Annotated in this window: 22 protein-coding genes; 12 read left to right on the forward strand and 10 right to left on the reverse strand. The window is 69.3% G+C overall.

Translation table 11 applies throughout. From position 1 onward, the window contains the following. Window positions 1-109 precede the first annotated feature (109 nt). From CLV71_RS16700 to CLV71_RS16720, 5 genes are read left to right on the forward strand one after another with little or no spacing between them, the layout of a single operon-like run. On the forward strand, window positions 110-991 hold the full coding sequence (locus tag CLV71_RS16700; RefSeq protein WP_208297604.1) for an ABC transporter ATP-binding protein: 882 nt from the start codon (window positions 110-112) through the stop codon (window positions 989-991). After that, window positions 988-1,827 (forward strand): ABC transporter permease, encoded by an 840-nt coding sequence (locus CLV71_RS16705; protein WP_133903662.1) that lies wholly within the window; start codon window positions 988-990, stop codon window positions 1,825-1,827. The genes CLV71_RS16700 and CLV71_RS16705 overlap by 4 nt, the downstream gene beginning before the upstream one ends. Then, entirely contained in the window at window positions 1,824-2,084 is a 261-nt protein-coding gene (locus tag CLV71_RS16710) for a helix-turn-helix transcriptional regulator (protein ID WP_133903663.1), read from the forward strand. Before CLV71_RS16705 ends, CLV71_RS16710 begins: the two co-directional genes overlap by 4 nt. Window positions 2,085-2,102: 18 nt before the next feature. Continuing rightward, on the forward strand, window positions 2,103-2,633 hold the full coding sequence (locus CLV71_RS16715; RefSeq protein ID WP_133903664.1) for a methylated-DNA--[protein]-cysteine S-methyltransferase: 531 nt from the start codon (window positions 2,103-2,105) through the stop codon (window positions 2,631-2,633). An 11-nt stretch (window positions 2,634-2,644) separates the two neighbouring features. Continuing rightward, window positions 2,645-3,478 (forward strand): PaaX family transcriptional regulator, encoded by an 834-nt coding sequence (locus CLV71_RS16720; protein WP_133903665.1) that lies wholly within the window; start codon window positions 2,645-2,647, stop codon window positions 3,476-3,478. Between the two features lie 636 nt (window positions 3,479-4,114). Here the strand turns inward: CLV71_RS16720 and CLV71_RS50135 are convergent. Continuing rightward, on the reverse strand, window positions 4,115-4,246 hold the full coding sequence (locus tag CLV71_RS50135; RefSeq protein WP_279588736.1) for a hypothetical protein: 132 nt from the start codon (window positions 4,244-4,246) through the stop codon (window positions 4,115-4,117). A gap of 15 nt (window positions 4,247-4,261) precedes the next feature. After that, window positions 4,262-4,615 carry a YybH family protein gene (locus CLV71_RS16725; RefSeq protein WP_133903666.1) on the reverse strand — a complete coding sequence of 118 codons (354 nt, stop codon included), beginning with the start codon at window positions 4,613-4,615 and terminating at the stop codon, window positions 4,262-4,264. Window positions 4,616-4,764: 149 nt separating this feature from the next. Between CLV71_RS16725 and CLV71_RS16730 the strand changes: the two genes are divergently transcribed. Both CLV71_RS16730 and CLV71_RS16735 read left to right on the forward strand, forming a co-directional pair. Further along, a complete protein-coding gene (locus tag CLV71_RS16730) occupies window positions 4,765-5,667 on the forward strand; it encodes a GNAT family N-acetyltransferase (RefSeq protein WP_133903667.1) in 903 nt (300 codons plus the stop codon). After that, complete coding sequence (locus CLV71_RS16735) at window positions 5,664-6,377, forward strand: SAM-dependent methyltransferase (RefSeq protein WP_243866520.1); 714 nt, start codon at window positions 5,664-5,666, stop codon at window positions 6,375-6,377. The genes CLV71_RS16730 and CLV71_RS16735 overlap by 4 nt, the downstream gene beginning before the upstream one ends. 127 nt (window positions 6,378-6,504) lie before the next feature. On the opposite strand, the gene CLV71_RS16740 is transcribed toward CLV71_RS16735, so the two are convergent. The 4 genes from CLV71_RS16740 to boxC are packed head-to-tail and all read right to left on the reverse strand — an operon-like array spanning window position 6,505 to window position 11,972. Then, entirely contained in the window at window positions 6,505-7,356 is an 852-nt protein-coding gene (locus CLV71_RS16740; protein WP_133903668.1) for an amidohydrolase family protein, read from the reverse strand. Beyond that, window positions 7,356-8,933, reverse strand: coding sequence for a benzoate-CoA ligase family protein (locus CLV71_RS16745; RefSeq protein ID WP_133903669.1), 1,578 nt, complete (start codon window positions 8,931-8,933; stop codon window positions 7,356-7,358). Before CLV71_RS16745 ends, CLV71_RS16740 begins: the two co-directional genes overlap by 1 nt. A gap of 23 nt (window positions 8,934-8,956) precedes the next feature. Then, window positions 8,957-10,378, reverse strand: a complete 1,422-nt coding sequence (boxB, locus tag CLV71_RS16750; RefSeq protein ID WP_133903670.1) for a benzoyl-CoA 2,3-epoxidase subunit BoxB — start codon at window positions 10,376-10,378, stop codon at window positions 8,957-8,959. Between the two features lies 1 nt (window position 10,379). Continuing rightward, entirely contained in the window at window positions 10,380-11,972 is a 1,593-nt protein-coding gene (boxC, locus tag CLV71_RS16755; RefSeq protein ID WP_133903671.1) for a 2,3-epoxybenzoyl-CoA dihydrolase, read from the reverse strand. Window positions 11,973-12,057: 85 nt separating this feature from the next. Between boxC and CLV71_RS16760 the strand changes: the two genes are divergently transcribed. Further along, a complete protein-coding gene (locus CLV71_RS16760) occupies window positions 12,058-12,519 on the forward strand; it encodes an FxsA family protein (protein WP_166664123.1) in 462 nt (153 codons plus the stop codon). A 60-nt stretch (window positions 12,520-12,579) separates the two neighbouring features. On the opposite strand, the gene CLV71_RS16765 is transcribed toward CLV71_RS16760, so the two are convergent. Together CLV71_RS16765 and CLV71_RS16770 are read right to left on the reverse strand one after the other, a co-directional pair. Beyond that, entirely contained in the window at window positions 12,580-13,122 is a 543-nt protein-coding gene (locus CLV71_RS16765) for a hypothetical protein (RefSeq protein ID WP_208297588.1), read from the reverse strand. 145 nt (window positions 13,123-13,267) lie between these two features. After that, a complete protein-coding gene (locus CLV71_RS16770) occupies window positions 13,268-14,095 on the reverse strand; it encodes an AraC family transcriptional regulator (RefSeq protein WP_133903673.1) in 828 nt (275 codons plus the stop codon). 18 nt (window positions 14,096-14,113) lie between these two features. Here CLV71_RS16770 and CLV71_RS16775 point away from each other — a divergent pair, with 18 nt between their 5' ends. Continuing rightward, a complete protein-coding gene (locus CLV71_RS16775) occupies window positions 14,114-14,581 on the forward strand; it encodes a VOC family protein (RefSeq protein WP_166664124.1) in 468 nt (155 codons plus the stop codon). Between the two features lie 153 nt (window positions 14,582-14,734). Here the strand turns inward: CLV71_RS16775 and CLV71_RS16780 are convergent, their stop codons facing one another. Continuing rightward, window positions 14,735-16,135, reverse strand: a complete 1,401-nt coding sequence (locus CLV71_RS16780) for a M28 family metallopeptidase (RefSeq protein ID WP_133903675.1) — start codon at window positions 16,133-16,135, stop codon at window positions 14,735-14,737. 33 nt (window positions 16,136-16,168) lie between these two features. Continuing rightward, entirely contained in the window at window positions 16,169-17,029 is an 861-nt protein-coding gene (locus CLV71_RS16785; protein ID WP_133903676.1) for a sugar phosphate isomerase/epimerase family protein, read from the reverse strand. A gap of 131 nt (window positions 17,030-17,160) precedes the next feature. Here CLV71_RS16785 and CLV71_RS16790 point away from each other — a divergent pair, with 131 nt between their 5' ends. The 3 genes from CLV71_RS16790 to CLV71_RS16800 are packed head-to-tail and all read left to right on the forward strand — an operon-like array spanning window position 17,161 to window position 19,102. Next, window positions 17,161-17,520 carry a GntR family transcriptional regulator gene (locus CLV71_RS16790; RefSeq protein WP_133903677.1) on the forward strand — a complete coding sequence of 120 codons (360 nt, stop codon included), beginning with the start codon at window positions 17,161-17,163 and terminating at the stop codon, window positions 17,518-17,520. Then, complete coding sequence (locus CLV71_RS16795) at window positions 17,517-18,392, forward strand: ATP-binding cassette domain-containing protein (protein ID WP_133903678.1); 876 nt, start codon at window positions 17,517-17,519, stop codon at window positions 18,390-18,392. The genes CLV71_RS16790 and CLV71_RS16795 overlap by 4 nt, the downstream gene beginning before the upstream one ends. Further along, entirely contained in the window at window positions 18,389-19,102 is a 714-nt protein-coding gene (locus CLV71_RS16800) for a hypothetical protein (protein WP_133903679.1), read from the forward strand. The genes CLV71_RS16795 and CLV71_RS16800 overlap by 4 nt, the downstream gene beginning before the upstream one ends.

The raw sequence follows: 19,102 nt of genomic DNA on the forward strand, positions 1-19,102 counted from the left end.
TCAGAACGATGGGAGGTGGATCGTGGCCGTGGTTGATCACATGGGGGCACTGACGCGGGGGAGTCGACCGGTGGACGAGACGTACGTTTTGGACGTCCGTGATCTGCGGATGCGGTACGGCACGAAGGATGTGCTGACGGGCGTCAACTTCGTGGCACATCCGGGTGAGGTGGTCGCACTGCTCGGCCCGAACGGGGCGGGCAAGACGACGACCATCGAGATCCTCGAGGGGTTCCGGATGCGTTCGGCGGGGGACGTCGACGTGCTGGGGGCCGACCCGGCGCACGGGGACGAGCACTGGCGGGCCCGGCTGGGCGTGGTGCTGCAGTCGTGGCGCGACCACGGCAAGTGGCGGGTCCGTGAGCTGCTCTCGCACCTCGGTCTCTACTACGCGCCCTACTCGACCGAGAAGATCACCCGTCCGTGGGACGTGGACGAGCTGATCGCGGCCGTTGGGCTGACCGAGCACGCGCAGAAGAAGATCTCCCGGCTCTCGGGCGGGCAGCGGCGACGGCTGGACGTCGCGATCGGCATCGTGGGACGGCCGGAGCTGTTGTTCCTCGACGAGCCGACCGCCGGGTTCGACCCGGAGGCGCGCAGGGAGTTCCACGACCTGGTGCACCGGCTCTCCGACGCGAACACGACGATCCTGCTGACCACGCACGACCTCGACGAGGCGGAGAAGCTGGCCGACCGGATCCTGATCCTGGCGGGCGGCACGATCATCGCCGACGGCTCGGCCGACGAGCTGGCGCGGCGGATGTCGACCGAGGCCGAGGTGCGGTGGATGGTCGACGGGCAGCGGTTCGTGCACTCGACGACCGACGCGACGGAGTTCGTGCGGCAGCTGTTCCGCGAGCACGACGAGAAGATCGCCGACCTCGAGGTGCGCCGAGCCAGCCTCGAGGACACCTACATGGCGATGGTCAGGCAGTTCGAGTCCGGCAGCCACGAGGACGCCGTACGTGAGTTCGAGGTGGTGGCACGATGAACCCGTTCATGGCAACGTTCCGCACAGGGTTCCTGCGCGGCCGCACCGAGCTGAAGCAGACGTTCACGAGCGGCCAGGACCTGTGGAACTACGTCTTCCCGACGGTGACCCTGCTGATCGTCATGTTCTTCATGAAGGGCGCCGCGGTGCCCGGCACGAACTTCTCGCTCGGCTCGCGCACGCTGCCGAGCGCGATCGGCATGGGCGTCGCGTTCACCGGCATGGTGACGCTGGCCATGGGGCTCGCGGTGGAGCGCGAGGACGGCACACTCCTGCGTGCCAAGGCGATTCCCAACGGCATGCTCGGGTACCTGATCGGCAAGATCGTGCTGGTGTCGGGCATGGTCGTGTGCTCGCAGGTGCTGATCCTGGTGCCGAGCCTGTTCATGCTGGACGGCATCGACATCAAGTGGTTCACGCTCGTGTGGGTGGTCGTGCTCGGGCTGGTCGCGACACTGCCGATCGGCGCGACCATCGGCTCCCTGTTCTCCAACCCGCGCAACGCGGGGCTGATCATGCTGCCGATGATCGGGCTCACCGCGGTATCGGGCATCTTCTACCCGATCAGCTCGATGCCGGACTGGCTGCAGGGTGTCGCGCAGCTGTTCCCGATCTACTGGCTCGGCCTCGGCATGCGCTCGGCAATGCTGCCGGACTCGCTGTCGGCGGTGGAGATCGGCGAGTCGTGGCGCCACCTGGAGACCCTCGGCGTGCTCGCGGCGTGGGCGGTTGTCGGAATTCTCGTTGCCCCTATGGTGATGCGCAGGATGGCGCGCCGTGAGTCGGGTTCGAGTGTTGCGGCGCGTCGCGAACGGGCACTTCAGCGGGTGACATGACAGGCAAGAGCACGTCCAGCAACGAGACGATCTACAACCGGATCGCGATGCTCCGCGTCGAACGCGGAGTGTCGCGCCGGCAGCTCGCGGAGGCGTTGGGCGTCCACTACCAGACGATCGGCTACCTGGAGCGCGGCGAGTACAGCCCGTCGCTCTACCTGGCGCTGCGGATAGCCGAGTACTTCGGGGTCGCGGTCGAGGTGGTGTTCTCGACCGCGCCGTTCCCGCGCATCGGCGGGTCGGAACAGTCGGCCTAGAGCGCGCATAATGGCCGGATGGTGGACAGCGCTGGCACGGTGGCGTTCGGCAGTGTGCCGACCGAACTGGGCGACGTACTGGCGGCGGTCACCGACGACGGTCTGGTGGCCACCGCCTTCACCGACTCGCCACACATCAGAGCCGCGATCGCCACGCGGCTCGGCCTCCCGGCAACGGACTCGTCGTCCGCGCTGGCCGGGATTCTGGCTCAGCTGAGCCAGTACTTCGCAGGCTCGCGACAGGACTTCGAGGTGACGGTCGACTGGCGGCTGATGTCGCAGGCCCAGCGACGGGTGCTCGGCACGCTGTACTCGACCGTGCCGTACGGCTGTGTCGTGACCTACGGCGAGCTGGCGGCCAGGAGCGGCAGCGGGATTCCGCCGAGGGGCATAGGCTCGATCATGGGCAGCAACCCGATTCCGATCGTCGTGCCGTGCCACCGCGTGGTCGCCGGCGATGGTCTCGGTGGCTTCAGCGGCGGTACCGGTGTGGAGTCGAAACGCCGTTTGTTGACGCTCGAAGGCTATCTGCCGCCGACTCTCTTCTAGACTAGGCATCCATGTCGGTCCCGGTGGTCAGCCGCCGCCGCGAGGTGAGCGGTGGTAGCGCGAGATCTCTCCTGACGACACTGTTGGGCGAGTACGTCCTGCCTGCTGAGCGGCCCGTGTGGACGTCGACGCTCGTCGAGTCGCTGGCTCTCTTCGACGTGGAGGAGAAAGCCGCACGTCAGGCACTGTCGAGGACCGCGGCCGAGGGCTGGCTGGAGTCGGACCGGGTCGGGCGCCGGGTGCGCTGGACCCTGACGTCGGCGGGCCGTCACCTGCTGGCCGAGGGTGCGGGGCGGATCTACGGGTTCGGCAGTGGTGCGCAGGAGTGGGACGGCCGGTGGCTGGTCGTGCTGGTGTCGGTGCCGGAAACGCTACGGGACCTGCGGCACAAGCTGCGGACTCGTCTGACGTGGGCAGGGTTCGGCTCACCGACGGCGGGTGTGTGGATCACGCCCCACCTGTCGGCCGAGGCGGACGCGAAGCTGATCCTGGACGAGCTGGACCTGTCGTCGCAGGCCATGTCGTACCTGGCGACGTACGGTGCGCTCGGTTCGGAACGGGCCATGGTCGAACGGGCGTGGAACCTGGCCGATGTCGGTGCGCGGTACCAGTCCTTCGTCGACGAGTTCTCGGCCATGCGGCCCACGACACCGGACGGGTTCCTGCGCGCGCAGACCCTCCTCGTACACGAGTGGCGGCGTTTCCCGTTCCTGGACCCGCAGCTGCCTGCGGAGCTGCTGCCCGCGAAGTGGAGCGGCACCACGGCGACGGATCTCTTCAACGAGCTGCACCTTCGGTGGCGCACCCGGGCACAGGAACGCTGGTCCGAGCTGGCGGGCGACTGAGGGCGCGTCTTCTCCCCCGGCCTGGCACCTCCTCTGCGGTGCTTTCTGGCCGAGTTGTCTTGCCGGGAGCCCATCCGAGCCGGAGCCGTGGCAGGGGGCGGCCTCAGGCGGCGGCCACCCGAGGCCGCCGCTTGATGGGCCACCTCAGGCCGAAAGGCCGTCGGCTGGCCAGCGTTGTGGGGCATCGGCCGACAGAGGAATGGCTGTCGGGCACAGCAGGGTGGCGGGCCAAGGAGAAGGATTGGCCCAGGTCGGCGGGCGGATAAGAAGAGCTGCCAACGCCACACCCGCCAGGACCATCCCAGCCCCCGTGACGGCCCAGCCCCCGTGACGGCCCGCGGTGCGGGCCATCACGCGATCCCGTCGAGGCTGGGAGGGGTCAGGTGGGACTGGCCGCGAGCCAATACGCCAAGCCTGGTGAGGGTGAGCACCACCCTCACCAAGCCTCGCCCTCGGATGCCGGCCACAGGCCGGGCACCCGAGGCAGGCTCGGTTGCTCGCCGTGCCAAGCCGCCGTTGTTCCCTATGCCGCGTCCGGTGCCGTGGCTTGTTCTGGCGGCGGTATTGAGTTGTCAGGGTCCTCGCGGTTCTCCTCTTCTGTGCGGGCCGCCTCTGCGGCACGGGCGTTCAGGTAGGTCAGTTCGCCAGGTGGCGGGCCGTCAAACCGTGGCGTCGGCGTTCCTCGAAGGCGGCGCGGTCGGCGGCCCGCGCCGCCTTGCGTGCGCGCAGGTCATCCAGCCGGCGGTCCATGGCACTCACGACTGCCACCGCCGGCCACCACGCCTACGACGCCGCCGGTTGGTCCACCGCCCATAACCAGTAGCCGTCCGGCTGGCGGTGGGCGATCTCGACCGTCAGGCCGCCCGCGGTCAGCTCCGTCGAGGTCAGCGCCAGCGAGCCGCTCACCAGCGCCGGGCGTTGCCTGCCGTGCGACAGGACCGGCCGCGACGCCAGGAAGTCCCTGTACACCGCCCTGATCTCCTCGTGTCCGGTCGCGACGTTGCCCGGTGGAAACGCCAGCACGGCGCCAGGCTCGTAGAGCGCCACCAGGCCCTCCACGTCACCCGCGTTCGCGCGTTCCACGAAAAGCCTGGCCAGGTCGTTGGGAGCCGTTGCCCGTTCGGTGTGTGCCGTCATGCCCGGCACCCTGCCACCATGCACCGACAAAACCGGTTGACCAGCGTGATTGGCTGAAGCCCGACCGCGAAAGGAGGTGAGACCGTGACCACTCCGACGTTCACGTGCTCCCACCGCGGAGCACGTCACTCCCTGTCTTAAGGACTGACATGCTTGAACTCCGCCCGCTCACCGCGGGTGAGGAAGATCTGTTCCTGTCCCTGCAAGAACCCGCGCTCGTCGGCGTTCAGAGCGTCGGCCGGGACTACCGCGAGCTGCTCGCCCTCGGCCAGTATCGTCTCGAGTGGACGTGGGTCGCGCTGCGTGACGGCGCGGTCGTGGCCCGCGCGGCCTGGTGGGCCGGGCCCGACGACGACGCACCCATGGCGCTCGACTGGCTCGACTTCGCCCCCGGCGAGGACGGGACAGCGGTCGAACTCCTGCGAAAGGCCGGTTTCGACGCCGAGTACTGCCTCGTCCTGCCACCCGCCTGGCGGGACCGGCCCGAGACACGTGCCGCGGGCGAGGCCCGTGTCGACGTCGCGCAACGCGTCGGCATGCGGCCGTTCATCGAGCGGCTCAACTACCTGTGGACACCGGCGAACACACTGCCGCCCCGTCCGGGACGGCTGGAGTACCGGCCGGAAGCCGACGACGACGTCGTCCTCGACGTGCTCCGCCGCATCGCCGAGGGCTCCCTCGACGCTCACGACCGGCGCAGTCGCGAAAAGGGCGGCGTCGACGAGGCCGCCCGGGACAACCTCGAGTTCCTGCACTGGATGCCGTCATCGCGCGACTGGTGGCGGCTTGCTTTCACACCTTCTGGTGAAATTGTCGGACTGACGGTGCCGGGGCGTAACTACACGAGGCCGGTCATCGGGATCATCGGTGTCGTGCCGGAACAGCGCGGCAACCGGTACGCGTTCGACCTGCTCGTCGAGGCGACGCACCTGCTCGTCGAGGCGGGCGTGGACCGGATCGGCGCCGAGACCGACACGACCAACACGCCCATGGCAGCCACGTTCAGGCGTGCCGGCTACCCGATCGTCCAGGAAAGGCTTTACCTGAAGTGAACCAGAGGACGCTCGCCGCCGCGCGGTACGCCGCGATGCGGTGGAACACCCCGCTGTCGGAGACCCACGCGGACGAACTGCTCGACCACCTCGACCTGGCCGGTGCGACGAGCGTCGTCGACCTCGGCTGCGGCTGGGGCGAGTTGCTCCTCCGCGTGGCGACACGAACGGGTGCGAAGGTCACCGGCGTCGACATCGAGCCGGCAGGCCTGGACCGCGGGCGGCGAGCGGCCCTCGACCGTGGGCTCGACGTCACCTTCGTCGAGCAGCAGGCCGCCGACTGGCGCGGCACCGCGGACCGCGCGCTGTGCGTCGGCTCGTCGCACACGCTGGGTGGCGGCCACGCGATGCCTGCGAGGCTGGCGACAGTGGTGCCGCACGGCCGGGTGCTGGTGGGCGACGGCTGTTGGGAACGCCCGCCGACCGAGGCCGCGCACGAGATCTTCGGTGACGACGTCCTGCCACTCGCCGACCTGGTCGCGGCGTTCGGTGAGGAGGGCTGGCAGGTGATGCACCTGAGCACCGCGGACCAGCGGGAGTGGGACGACTTCGAGTCGCGTCACCGGGCGGGGTCGCGGGAGTGGTTGCTGGCCAACCCTTCCGACCCGAAGGCGGCCGTGGTCCGGGCCACGCAGGACGCCAGGGAGCGCGAGTACCTGACGGCGTATCGCGGGGTGCTGGGCTTCGCGTACCTGGTGCTCGCGCGGTAGGCGCCGTGGCCTCCGGCCCCCCGGTTCCATTGTCCCACGGAGGTACGACAATCGCGGAAGGCACGAGAGTCGTACAGGGATACGGCAGTCGCAGGGTGCGGGAGTTGCGGTTGGTGACCGTCTCGGGTCAGATGTCCAGACCTGGGAACAGTTTTGCCGCGTTGCCTGCCAGTACGCCACGCAGCACGTCGTCCGGCCAGTTCAGGGCCTGTACCGCGCGCGCGTTGTGTGCCACGCCGGGCACACCCGGCCAGTCGGTACCGAAGATCATCTTCGGCGCCAGGCGCGACAGGTTCGGGAAGTACTTCGGCAGGTTCTTCGGTGGCAGGCCCGCCAGGTCCAGCCACACGTTCGGCTTCTGCATCGCCAGTACCGCCGCCGCGTCGTACCACCAGCCACGGCCCGCGTGTGCGAACACGAAGTTCACGCCGGGGAAGTCCTCCACGGGATCCAGCATCAGTGCCGGGTCTCCGTAGCGGGCACGTGAACCCGGGAACGTCGACGTACCCGTGTGCACGATCACCGGCACGCCTCGGTCCGCGCAGACGCTGTAGGCCGCGTACAGCTCCTTGTCGCCCGGGTCGAAGGCGCCGTGGACCGGATGGATCTTCAGGGCTACCGCACCCAGCGACAGCTGGCGCTCTACTTCGGACGCCACGGGGTGATGCAGGTGCGGGTTCACGTTCGCCACCAGGCGGAAGCGCACCGGGTTCTGTTCCAGTATCGGCAGGTTGTCCTCTATGGACTGTATACCGGTGGCTCTCGGGCTGTACTCGCAGAAGAGCAGGGCCCGGTCCACGCCCTCCGACTCCAGCAGCGCATCCAACCTTGCCGGGATCGGGTTGCCGTCATCGTCGTAGGTCGAGCGCCAGTCGTAGCCTGCGCCGAACTCCGCTGCCCATTCGCGCCAGGCCGGCTTCAGAGTGGACAGTCGTGGCGCGTGCACATGCGCGTCCACCAACGGCATTCCGTCCAGCATCAGGTCAGCACCGTCTCCTCCGGCGCGACGGGGCGCACCACCAGCTCGTCCGCCACCACCTCGCGCAGCACGTTGCGGCGGATCTTGCCCGTCGCCGTCTTCGGCAGCTCCGTCATCCCCACCACGGCCCTCGGGCGCTTGTACGCGGCCAGTCCCTCACGGCACCACCGCACCAGCGCCGCCGGGTCCACTGTGGCACCGGGCACCGGGACCACGCACGCGATCGGCTTGTCCAGGCCGTCCGTGTCCCGTCCCGCGACCACCGCCGCCTCCGCGACGTCCGGGTGCTGCAGCAGCCGCTCCTCGACCTCCGCGGGTGACACCCAGATGCCGCCCGCCTTCAGCATGTCGTTCGAGCGGCCGAGGCAGGTGTACGTGCCGTCCTCGTTGCGGGCGTAGGTATCGCCGGTGCGCAGCCACTCGCCCTGGAACACCGCTCGGGTGGTCTCCGTGCGGCACCAGTAACCCGTGGCCACCGACGGGCCCGACAGGTACAGGTCGCCCGGTTGACCCGCTTCGGCGATCGGGGCACCGGTCTGGTCACGCAGCTCGACGCGGTAGCCGCCCACCGGTGTGCCCGACGAGCCGGGGCGCGCCCTGCCGGGCCGGTTCGACAGGAAGATGTGCAGTGCCTCCGTGGAACCGAGGCCGTCCAGGATCTCCACGCCGAACCGCTCGCGGAAGCGGGAGAACAACACGGGCGGCAGTGGCTCGCCTGCCGAGACTCCCTGGCGCACCGAGGAGAACGTGTCGTCGGGGATGTCGGAGTTGAGCAGTGCCGAGTAGAACGTCGGCACGCCGAAGAACAGTGTCGGCTCCGTGGCGCGCACCCGTTCGGCGATCACGGCGGGGGTCGGGCGGGCACGTTCCAGGATCGTCGTGGCGCAGGCCGACAGCGGGAAGAAGCCCGAGTTTCCCAGGCCGTAGGCGAAGAACAGCTTGGCCACCGACAGCGTGCGGTCCTCCGGCTCGACACCGAGGACACCCCGGCCGTACAGCTCGGCCACGTCGCGGACGCTGCCGTGCCGGTGCATGGCGCCCTTCGGCTTGCCCGTGGTGCCGGACGTGTACAGCCAGAACGCGGGCGAGTCGGCCCACGTCCCGTACGGCTCGGTTACCTGGCCGTGGGTGCGCAGCTCGGACCACCGGGTCGCACGCAGGTCGGTGTCGCCGTCGGCGAGGACGTCCGTGACGTCCGACGACGACGCCAGCGCGATCCCTGCGGCCTCGGCGAACTCCGTCGACACGCACAGGATCCGCGCTCGGGAGTCGGCGAGGACGGTCGCCAGCTCGCCACCCGTGACCATTGTGGACACCGGTACCGGCACGGCGCCGAGGTACATCGCACCGAGGATGCCGGTCAGCAGCTCGACGCCGTCTGCCATGCACAGCATCACCCGCTCCTCCGGCCGCACACCCAGTGCGCGGAACCCGGCGGCGACTCGCTGGGTTTCGTCGGTGAGCTCCGAGTAGGTCAGCGACTGACCGGCGCAGACGACGGCCGTGCGGTCACCCAGACCGTCCCGCACGTGCCGGTTGAGTAAGTAGTCGGTGGCGTTGAACGTGGTGGGTGCCATCGGTGACCGCCTCGGTTCGGGGTTCAGGCGAGGTAGACGTACTCGTAGTCGAAGGGCTTGCCGTTGATGCCGTTGCGTGGTGGTGCCACCCAGCTGGCGATCTTGCCGCGTTCGTACACCGGACGCATCATCGACCGCACGAAGGCGAGGTCCTCGCTCGTCGGCAGCCACCTGTGCTTCGCCGCCTGCCAGGTCGCCTCGTCGACGACGGTGCCCTCCGGTGTGACGTGGTACTCCGCGCTGACCCCGACCGACCGGTTGAACCCCGGATGCGGCAACGCGAAGCGGAAGTCGATCTCGGCGGACTCGAGGATCCTGTTCCAGCGCTTGATACCGGTCTCGCAGTCCGCGATGTACTCCCCGCGCAGGTCCAGGTTCAGCGCCAGCAGCGCGGGGATCTCGTCCTCCTCCCAGGTGCCCTGAGTCGTCGGGCGGGCCAGGAAGAACCCGTCCTCGGTCAGTTTATGGTCGTCCTTGCGGCGTGTCTCCTGCCACCGGCCCTTGAGTCCCGCCGTGAAGTAGTTGGCCGCGTTCGTGGACGTCTCGCTGCCGAAGAGGTCGAGTGAGACCGTGTAGTGGAAGTTGATGTACTTCTGGATGATGTCGAGCGGGATGCCGCCGCGTGGCGCGATGTCGAGGGTGTCGTGCTCGCGGATCAGCGCGGCGCTGCGCTCCACCACGCGGTCCACGCCGGTGGTGCCCACGAACATGTGGTGCGCCTCCTCCTTGAGCATGAACTCGCACGTGCGGGACAGCGGGTCGAACGCGGACTCCTTGAGCGTGCCCAGCTGGTACTTGCCGTCGCGGTCGGTGAAGTAGGTGAACATGAAGAACGCGAGCCAGTCGGCGGTCTCCTCGTTGAACGCGCCGAGGATGCGTGGCGAGTCGGGGCTGCCGGAGTTGCGCAGCAGCAACGCCTCCGCCTCCTCGCGGCCCTCCTTGCCGAAGTACGCGTGCAGCAGGTACACCATCGCCCACAGGTGACGGCCCTCCTCCACGTTGACCTGGAACAGGTTCCGCAGGTCGTAGAGCGACGGCGCGGTGAGCCCCAGCAGCTTCTGCTGCTCGACGGACGCCGGCTCGGTGTCGCCCTGGATGACGATGAGCCGCTGCAGGTCCGCGCGGTACTCGCCGGGCACCTGCTGCCAGGCGGGCTCCCCCATGTGCTCGCCGAACGCGATGCGGCGGTCGGTGTCGCGCTCGGCGAGGAAGATGCCCCAGCGGTAGTCCGGCACGTTCACGTGGTCGAAGTGCGCCCAGCCGTCCCTGCCGACGGCGACGGCCGTGCGCAGGTAGACGCCCTGGGTCTCCAGCGTGGGCCCCATCTCGGCCCACCAGTTCATGAACTTCGGCTGCCAGCCCTCCAACGCGCGCTGGAGCCTGCGGTCCGACGAGAGGTCGACGTTGTTCGGGATCTTGTCCTCGTAGTTGACCGAGGTCGTCATCTCACACCCGTTTCCTGTCGAATACCGCTTTCTGGCCCGTGCCGTACCGGCGGAGCGCGCCCTGTTCGCCGGACGCGTTGGGGCGCACGAAGACCCAGTTCTGCCAGGCGGAGAGGCGGCCGAAGATCTTGGTCTCCACGGTCTCCGGTCCGACGAAGCGGTGGTTGGCCTCCATGCCGGTGCAGGCGTCGGGCGACAGCGCATTCCTGCCCTCGACGACGATCCTGATCTCGTCCGCCCAGTCGATGTCGTCGAGGACGTCGGTGACCAGGCCCAGTTCCTTCGCGGCTCCCGGCGTCAGCAGGGCGCCGGTCTCCTTGCGCAGGGTGTCCACATGCGACCGGTCGCCCCAGAAGCGGGACTCGAGGCGGGACAGTCCGTTGCCCATGGGGTAACGCCCGAAGTTCGCCTCGGTCAGCATCAGCCTGCCCGCCTCCCCCGCCTCCTCGTCGTCGAGGAGGTACTGGCGGTCGCAGGCGAAGGCCAGCTCCGCGAGCATGCCCGCGAAACAGGACCCCGGCTCGACCAGGGCGATCAGGGTCCGGCTGGTGACGTCCAGGCGCTTGAGCGCGCGCTTGTAGTAGTGGACGATCTCGTTCGCCAGCCAGTGGTCGGTGTCCAACAGGCGCTCGACGTCGAGGAGGACCTGCGGGTCGCCCTCGGTCCGCAGGAGCCAGGTGCCCAGCTCCGGTTCGTTGGCCCGCAGGTCGAGGATCAGGTCGTCCAGCTCGCGGGTCATGGCCAGCGGCCAGAACTCGGCGCCGTCCGCGAGTGCGCCCGCCGCCTCCGGCACGTGGACGGTGATGGTGACCGTGCCCGCGTCCCGGTCGGGCACCGAGGTGACGTACCGGTCGCGTCGCAGCGGCGGCAGCTCGACACCGTCGACGTCGCGTGGGCGGGTCGAGCGGGCCGCCAGCTGCTTCGCGCGTTCGGTGACCGCCTCCGCGAACCGCCGGGGCGGCGCCAGCTCGTCGACCAGCTTCCACTCGACCGCGGTGCGGCCCTTCACGCCGTCGGAGCGGGTGGCGAAGACGTCCGCGAGGTCCTTGCGGGTGCCGCGCTTGTCGACCACGCGGGTCAGGCCGCCGGTGCCCGGCAGCACGCCGAGCAGCGGGACCTCGGGCAGCGCGACGGTCGAGGAGTTGTCGTCGACCAGGACGATGTGGTCACACGCGAGCGCCAACTCGTACCCGCCGCCCGCGCAGGCGCCGTTGACCGCGGCGAGATAGGTCTGGCCGGAGTTCGCGGTGGCGTCCTCCATGCCGTTGCGGGTCTCGTTCGTGAACTTGCAGAAGTTGACCTTCCACTCGTGCGAGGCGGCCGCGAGCATGCGGATGTTGGCGCCCGCGCAGAAGACCTTGTCCTTGCCGCTCGTCACGACGACCGTGCGGACGCCGGGGTGCTCGAAGCGGAGGCGCTGGGTGGCGTCGTACAGCTCGATGTCGACGCCGAGGTCGTAGGAGTTGAGCTTGAGCTCGTAACCGGGCTGGAGACCGCCCTGCTCGTCGACGTCGAGGGTCAGCCACGCGACCTCGCCGTCGACCCGCAGCCGCCAGTGCCGGTACCGGTCCGGATGTGTCTCGAACGACACCATGGACCTATTGTCGACACGTCATCAGCGACCGTCAAGGTTATGTAGAAGATTGGCACCATTCCGGCGGCTCGCGCGTTGGGGGGATATGCCTGTTCTCGTGCTGCTGCTCATCGCCGTCGTCGCCGAGCTCGCCGTGATCATCGCGGTCGGGAAGGCCATCGGAGTGCTGCTGACGATCCTGCTGCTCATCGGGGTCTCGGCGCTGGGGATGACGCTGCTGCGCAGGCAGGGCCTGCGAACCCTGATGAACCTCACCGACGGGGCCCGTGCACGGCGGGACGTGAGCCCGGAGGTGACGGACGGGGCGCTGCTCGCGGTGGCCGCGGCCCTCGTCGTGTTCCCGGGGTTCCTGAGCGACGTCGCCGCGTTGTTCCTGCTGTTCCCGCCGACCCGCGCACTGGTGCGTCGTAGGCTCCTGCGGCGGGCGGCCGGCCGGCGCAGGGGTTATCCGGTGGTGAACGGCGAGGTGGTCGACGGGGAGGTCGTCGACGAGCCCCCTGTCGTGATCGAACAGCCCATCGTCATCGACTCGCGTCGGGAGGACTGAGGCCTGACGCGCGCGCCAGGGCCCCGGCGGGGTAACGGCCCGCCGGGGCCCTTGGTTGCGCTAGCGCAGGATCGCCAGGATCTGGTTGAGCAGTGCGATCAGACCGTTGAGGTCGAGCGACGGTCCGTTCAGCAGGTTGGCGACCGCGCAGAGGAGGTTGCCGAGCAGGTTGCCCGGGCCACCCTCGGCGGTGATGTTCAGGTGCACGCGGTCGAGGTGGACGACAAGACCGAGAAGGTCGAGGTCCAGCGGCCCGAGCACCAGGTCGAGAATCTCACAGGACACGGCGATGGCCGTGGTGTCGACAGGAACGCTCACGTCCTGCTGCTGGCTGCCGACCACCTGGCCGGCGCTGTCGACCAGCGTGACGTCCGCGACGCCCTGAGCCAGCAGCTGGTCACCGTTGGCGACGAACTGGCTCGGCGTGAAGGTGCCGGTCGCGGTGCCGACACCACCGGTGGCGTCGGTGAAGGTGCCGGCGAGCGGCACGCTCGGTGCCGCGACCGGGGCCGCAGGCGCAGCACTCGCCGTCGGCGTGACGAACAACGCCACCATTGCGGCAACGAGGAGTGCGAGGAAGGCCGTGGGCCGAATTGCTCTCACCCTTTTGCTCCTTTCGGTGGGGAACTAACCCCCGAAGGATGCGCGAATGATCACGGATGCAAACACGGACGACCACGCTCAGTAGGTGAGCCCCGTCACACGATGTAAGCCATTCGGGTGAGACCTCTGGACCGGAAGCAGTGGTTTACGTGCTCAGCGGCGCTTCGTGGCGCGTGCATGCCTCTGCGTAGGCGGCCGGGGTCATGCCGACCGCGCGGGTGAAGTCGCGGATGAAGTGGGGCTGGTCGAAGTAGCCGAGGTCCACGGCGACCTCCGCCCAGGTGCCGGTGGTGCCCTCGGCGAGACGGGCAGCGGCCTCGTGCAGGCGGTAGCGGCGCAGCACCCACTTGGGGGTCACTCCGACGTAACGCTGGAACAGGCGCTGGAGGGTTCGCGGGGCGAGGTCGAACCTCGCGCAGATCTCGTCGACACGGGTGATCGTGCGGTCGTACAGGAGGGCGTGCACGATCTTGCCGACGCGCTCGACCTCCAGGTCCTCCTCGGGCCAGTTGGCGCGCAGGTACCGCTCGGCGACCTCGACGAGGGCGGGGAGGTCGGGCGCCGAGGTCAGCTCGGCGGCGAGCTGGGCCGCGCCGGGCCAGCGCAGGGGGACGGTCTGGTCGGTCAGCGCCGAGACGGGGCCGCGCAGGAACGGGTGGAAGCCGCCGGGGCGGAACTTCACGCCGAAGACGCGACCAGCGCCTTCCTGCAGGTAGGTGAAGCGTTCGCTGCCGACACCCGCGACGGCGACCATGCCCCGGTCGTGGACGAGGTTGACGCACGGGTGCGGCAGGAGCGTGACCGGGTCGCGGCGGCCCGGCGGCAGGTCCCACGACACGAGCCAGTGGCGTTCGACCAGCGTGGCCAGGTCCGGCGAGGCGGGGACGCGGTCGAGGCGAAGCGCACGCGGGCCGGACAGGATGCCGTACTCGCTGGTCGTCTGTCGCGTTTGTACAAGCGGCGCGTCGGTCATGGTTCCAGGATGGCCCACATGACCGACAGTCCCGCTCCGAAGGGGAGCCCACAGCTCACGACGTTCTTCACCGCCAACGACGCGGCGGCGGCCATCGACTTCTACGTCGACGTGTTCGGCGCCGAGCTGGTCGCCCGGTTCGACGGTCCGGACGGCCGGGTCGCGCACGCCGAGATGCGTCTCGGCGACTCTCCGTTCCAGCTCGGCGAGGCATCACCCGATCTGGCGATCGTGGGGCCGCCCGAAGAGGGCAACAACTTCACGCTGACGTTCTGGACGTCCGACCCGGACGCCGTGTTCGCCCGCGCGGTGGCGGCCGGTGCCACGGCCGTGTCCGAGGTCGACGACGTCTTCTCCGGTGACCGGATGGGCGTGATCCGCGACCCGGCCGGCATCCGCTGGTGCCTCTCCCGCCACGACCGGGACGTGTCTCCGCAGGAGATCGCGGACGCCGCCGCGAAGTGGATGGCGGAACAGGACGCCTGACACCTGCCCCGGCGGCACCCCGCCGCGACCTCGCGGGCACCTCGCGACGGGCCGCTGGTCGCGAGTGCGGGTGACGTGCTGAAGGGTCGCCCTTCGCCGCGTCCGGTGCCCGAGGCGACGGGCCCGGGTCGACCGGGCGCGGCGATCAGGGGCTCAGCTCTGCGGCGTCGGGAACGCCACCGGGCTGCGGTGATCGGCCGTGTCGACCGCGCGGACGCCGAAGAACACGTTGTCCTTCGACAGGTCGACGGTCGCCGTGGTGACGTCGCCGACGCGGCGGACGTTCGTCCACTCCGGCGCGGTCGTCTCGCGCCACACGATCTCGTATCCGGCGAGGTCCGGCTCGGTGCCCCGCGCCCACACCAGCTCCGTGTCGTTGGTGAGGTTGCTCGTCACCACGCGCACGTTCCTCGGGGTGCCCGGTGCCGTCGCGAGCGTCCACAGCGCGGCCGCGTTCACCCGCGCCACCCGTGCGATGTAGGGGAAGTCGCAGAACTCCGGCAGGTCGCCGAACTGCTTCCCGTTCTCCACGCGGACATCCTGGTGCTGGTGCGCGTAGTCCTCGTTCACCTCGGTGAACCGGGCGGCCGGGTAACCCTGTTCCAGGAAGCCGATGTGGTCACCACCGCGCAGGTAGCGGTCGCGACGGTAGATGACGCGCACGTTCATGTCCGTGTCGTGGTTGACGGCGACCTCGCGGACGAACCTGCCCAGCTGCCTCGACGGGGAGTCGTTCTCGCCGCCCACCGAGCGCCGGATCGACGCCTGCGCCGGGGTTTCGGCCGTCGGTACGCCTTCCGCGAACAGGCGGACGGTGTGTGCGTCGACCTCGCCGTCGTCGGCACGGCTGCTGCCCACGATGTCGTTGGTGAACATGGCCTGCACGTCCGTGCCTGCCGCCTTGTACTGTGCCGCCAGGTATCGCGCGCCGTAGAGGCCCTGTTCCTCGCCGGCCACCGCGGCGAACACGATCGTCGCCTTCGGGCTGCGGGTGGCCATCACGCGGGCCAGCTCCATCGAGACGGCCACGCCGGACGCGTCGTCGTCGGCACCCGGGGCGTCGGCCGTCGCGTTCATCACGTCGGTGACGCGTGAGTCGTAGTGGCCGGACACGACGTGGACCCGTTCGGGCGTAACGGATCCACGCAGTGTGGCCACGATGTTCGTGATCCTGGTCGGCACCGGGATCCGGTCGGCCGGCGGCTGGACGTAGGACTGGAGCTCGACGGTCATCCGGCCGCCGGACGCCGCCGCGTACTTCTGCAGCTCCTCGTGGATCCAGTCCCGTGCCGCGCCGATGCCGCGGTTCGGGTCGTCCTGTGTGGACAGTGTGTGCCTCGTCCCGAAGGACACCAGCTTGCGCACGATCGCCTCGATGCGCCTCGGGTCGACCTCCCGCAGGATGGCACGCAGCTCCCTGTCCGGCCGCTGGGCCAGCGGAGGCTCGGGCAGGCCCGCCGCCTCCGCCGCCCCGACCGCGGGCGCCCCCGCGAGAGCCGCGCCGCCTGCCGCCACGGTCGCGGTGAGAAACGTCCTACGAGAGTTCCCAGTCATCCTCTCTGCCTACACCGCGACCGCTCTTGATCGCTAGAACCTCAGTGCCGCAAGGTAGTCGAAGCTGTTCCGCGACGTGTCGAGCGGCGCCGGCTGGTCGTCCCGTTCCACCAGCCAGTACCGGACGCCCGCCCGGTCGTACTTCTCGAAGATGCGGGCCCAGTCGACCACGCCGGAGCCGACGTCGGTCCACGCGCCCTGGCCGTCGTGGTCCTTGACGTGCAGGACCGGGAACCGGCCGGGGTTCTCGACGAACAGCCGCCGCCCGTCCATGCCCGCCCGCGTGGCCCACCCGAGGTCCAGCTCGAAGCCGACGAGCCGGGGGTCGGACTCGCCGAAGAGGATGTCGGACAGGCGGATGCCGTCGACGACCGAGAACTCGCTGTCGTGGTTGTGGTGCAGCATGCCCATGCCCAGCTCACGGGCCGCGGCGCCCGCCTCGTTGAGCTGCCGCACCCCCAGCCGCATGCCCTCGACGGTGTACATCTCGTTGGGGAACGACGACAGGACGACCCACCTGACGCCGATCGTCCTGGCCTCGGCCAGTTTCGCGGCCCAGTTACCGGTGATGTCGCCGTGGCCCACGTGCAGGATCACCGGGTTCAGCCGGGTTTCCGCGCACAGGTCCCGGATCTCGGCCGCGGGCCGGTTGAACGAGCTGACCCCGACGCAGCGGTAGCCGATGTCGGCCAGCGCGGTCAGGGTGCCGAGCGGGTCGGCGTTGAGGATGTCGCGGACGGTGTAGAGGTGCATGCCGATGCCGCTTCGGGGGATGCGCCGGCACCGGCCGGCCGTGTCGACGTCCGCCTGTGCGACACCGGCCGCCATGCCGAGGGTGGCCGCCCCGGCACCGAGCAGGGTCAGGACTCTTCGCCTGGTGACTCCGTTGTCCATGCTTCGGAAAGTACTTGAGAAAGCGCTTTCCCGCTAGGGATCAAACGAGCGGCGACACCGTGCTTGACGAGGGCGATACCTACATGGTTCATTAGTGGAGTAACTAACCGACGGACCAGGCGGTGCGCGTGGTGTTCGACGACCGAAGCCCGATCTACCGGCAGATCGCCGACCGGATCGAGGACGAGGTGCTGAGCGGCCTGCTCGCCGGGGACGAGCAGGTGATGTCGACCAACAAGTACGCCGCGTTCCACCGGATCAACCCGGCGACCGTGAACAAGGCGTTCCAGCAGCTGGTCGACGACGGCATCCTCTACAAACGAAGGGGCATCGGCATGTTCGTGAGTCCGCAGGCTCGCGAGGAACTGCGTGAGCGGCGGCGCAAGAGCTTCTTCACCGACGTCGTCGAGCCCATGGTGGCCCAGGCGAAGGCGATCGGCATCGACCTGCCCGAGCTGGTCGCACGCATCGACGAGCTGGGGAAGCGATGACCGAGATCGAGGTTCGCGGCCTCGGCAGGCGCTTCGGCGCGGCCGACGCGCTCACCGACGTGAGCTTCTCCTTGTCCGGCAACAAGATCTACGGGCTTCTGGGCCGCAACGGAGCCGGGAAGACCACGCTGTTGTCGATCCTCGCCGGCTTCGAGCGGCAGACCTCGGGCACGGTAACGGTGGACGGCGAGCCGGTGTTCGAGAACGCCGCCGCGACCGCGAAGGTGTGCCTCGTGCGCGGCACCGGTGACGCGACGGTGCTCAGGACGAGCGTGCGCGACCTGCTCCAGTTCGCGAAGCTGCTGCGGCCGGACATGGACCTCGACTTCGCGAAGCAGTTGCTCGAGAGGTTCGAGGTGCCGGTCCGCAAAACGACCAGACAGCTGTCGCACGGCAAGCGCTGCGCACTCGGTGTCGCCCTCGGCCTGGCGTCCCGCGCACCGGTGACGATCTTCGACGAGTCCTATCTCGGCATGGACGCCCCGTCCCGGTACGAGTTCTACGACGTGCTGCTGGCCGAGGTGCTCGAGCACCCGCGCGCGGTGATCATCTCGACGCACCTGATCGAGGAGGTCGGCAGCCTGTTCGAGGAGGTGCTGATCCTTGACCGCGGTCGGGTGTTGCTGCACGAGGAGGCCGACACGCTGCGCGCGGCGGGTGCCGCCGTCACCGGGGACGCCGCGCTGGTCGACTCGTTCACGCTCGGACTCGAGGTGCTCGGCGAGAAGACGTTGGGGCGCACCAAGTCCGCGACCGTCTACGGGCCACTGGACGAGAGACGGCTGGCGCAGGCCCGCCAGGTCGGTCTCGACCTCGGGCCGGTCGCGCTGCAGGACCTGTTCGTACACCTGACCTCCGGGAGTACCCGATGAGCACCCGCTGGCCGACGCTGCGAGTCCTGGTGACCTCGCACGTGACGTTCGCGATGATCGCGTGGTTCGTCCTGCTGGTCGCCTCGGTCGGGATCACGTTCGTCACCTCGATCTGGCAAGACATAGACGTGAGCGTCTGGCATTTCGTCGCCACACAGGGCGCACCGTGGGTCGCACTGGGCCTCGGCATCGACGCGGTGAACAGCTACCTGCGACTGCACATCGCGCACGGCCGCACGCGCGGCGACTTCATGCGGCAGCTCGTGCCGTACTTCTTCTGCCTGGCAGGGGTTCTCGCCCTGCTGGTGACGCTCGGCTACGTGGTCGAGGGCGGCCTCTACTCGTCGGCCGGTTGGCAGCACCAGGTGCCGCAGGCGGCACTCGTCCACGACGGTGGCAACGTCGTCGGGATCTTCTGCGGCTACTACCTGACGTTTCTACTGTGGACTGCCGGTAGTTCCATGGTGGCGGCCGCGTTCAGCCGCAACTTCCTGTTGGGACTCGTCCTGTCCCCGGCCGCGATCCTCCTCACGTTGCCCGGCGAGGCTCTGGTGGGGTTCACGTCGTTCCCGATCTTCCGCCTGCTGGACGACGGGCTGCTGCTCCGGACGGGACCGGCCGTCGCGCTCGCCGTCGCGGAGCTGGTGGGAGGATGCCTGGTGCTGTGGACACTCGTGCGTGACCTGCCGCTGCGACCGAAAGTCAACTGA

The sequence above is a fragment of the Actinophytocola oryzae genome, assembly GCF_004364325.1.
GTDB lineage: Bacteria > Actinomycetota > Actinomycetes > Mycobacteriales > Pseudonocardiaceae > Actinophytocola > Actinophytocola oryzae.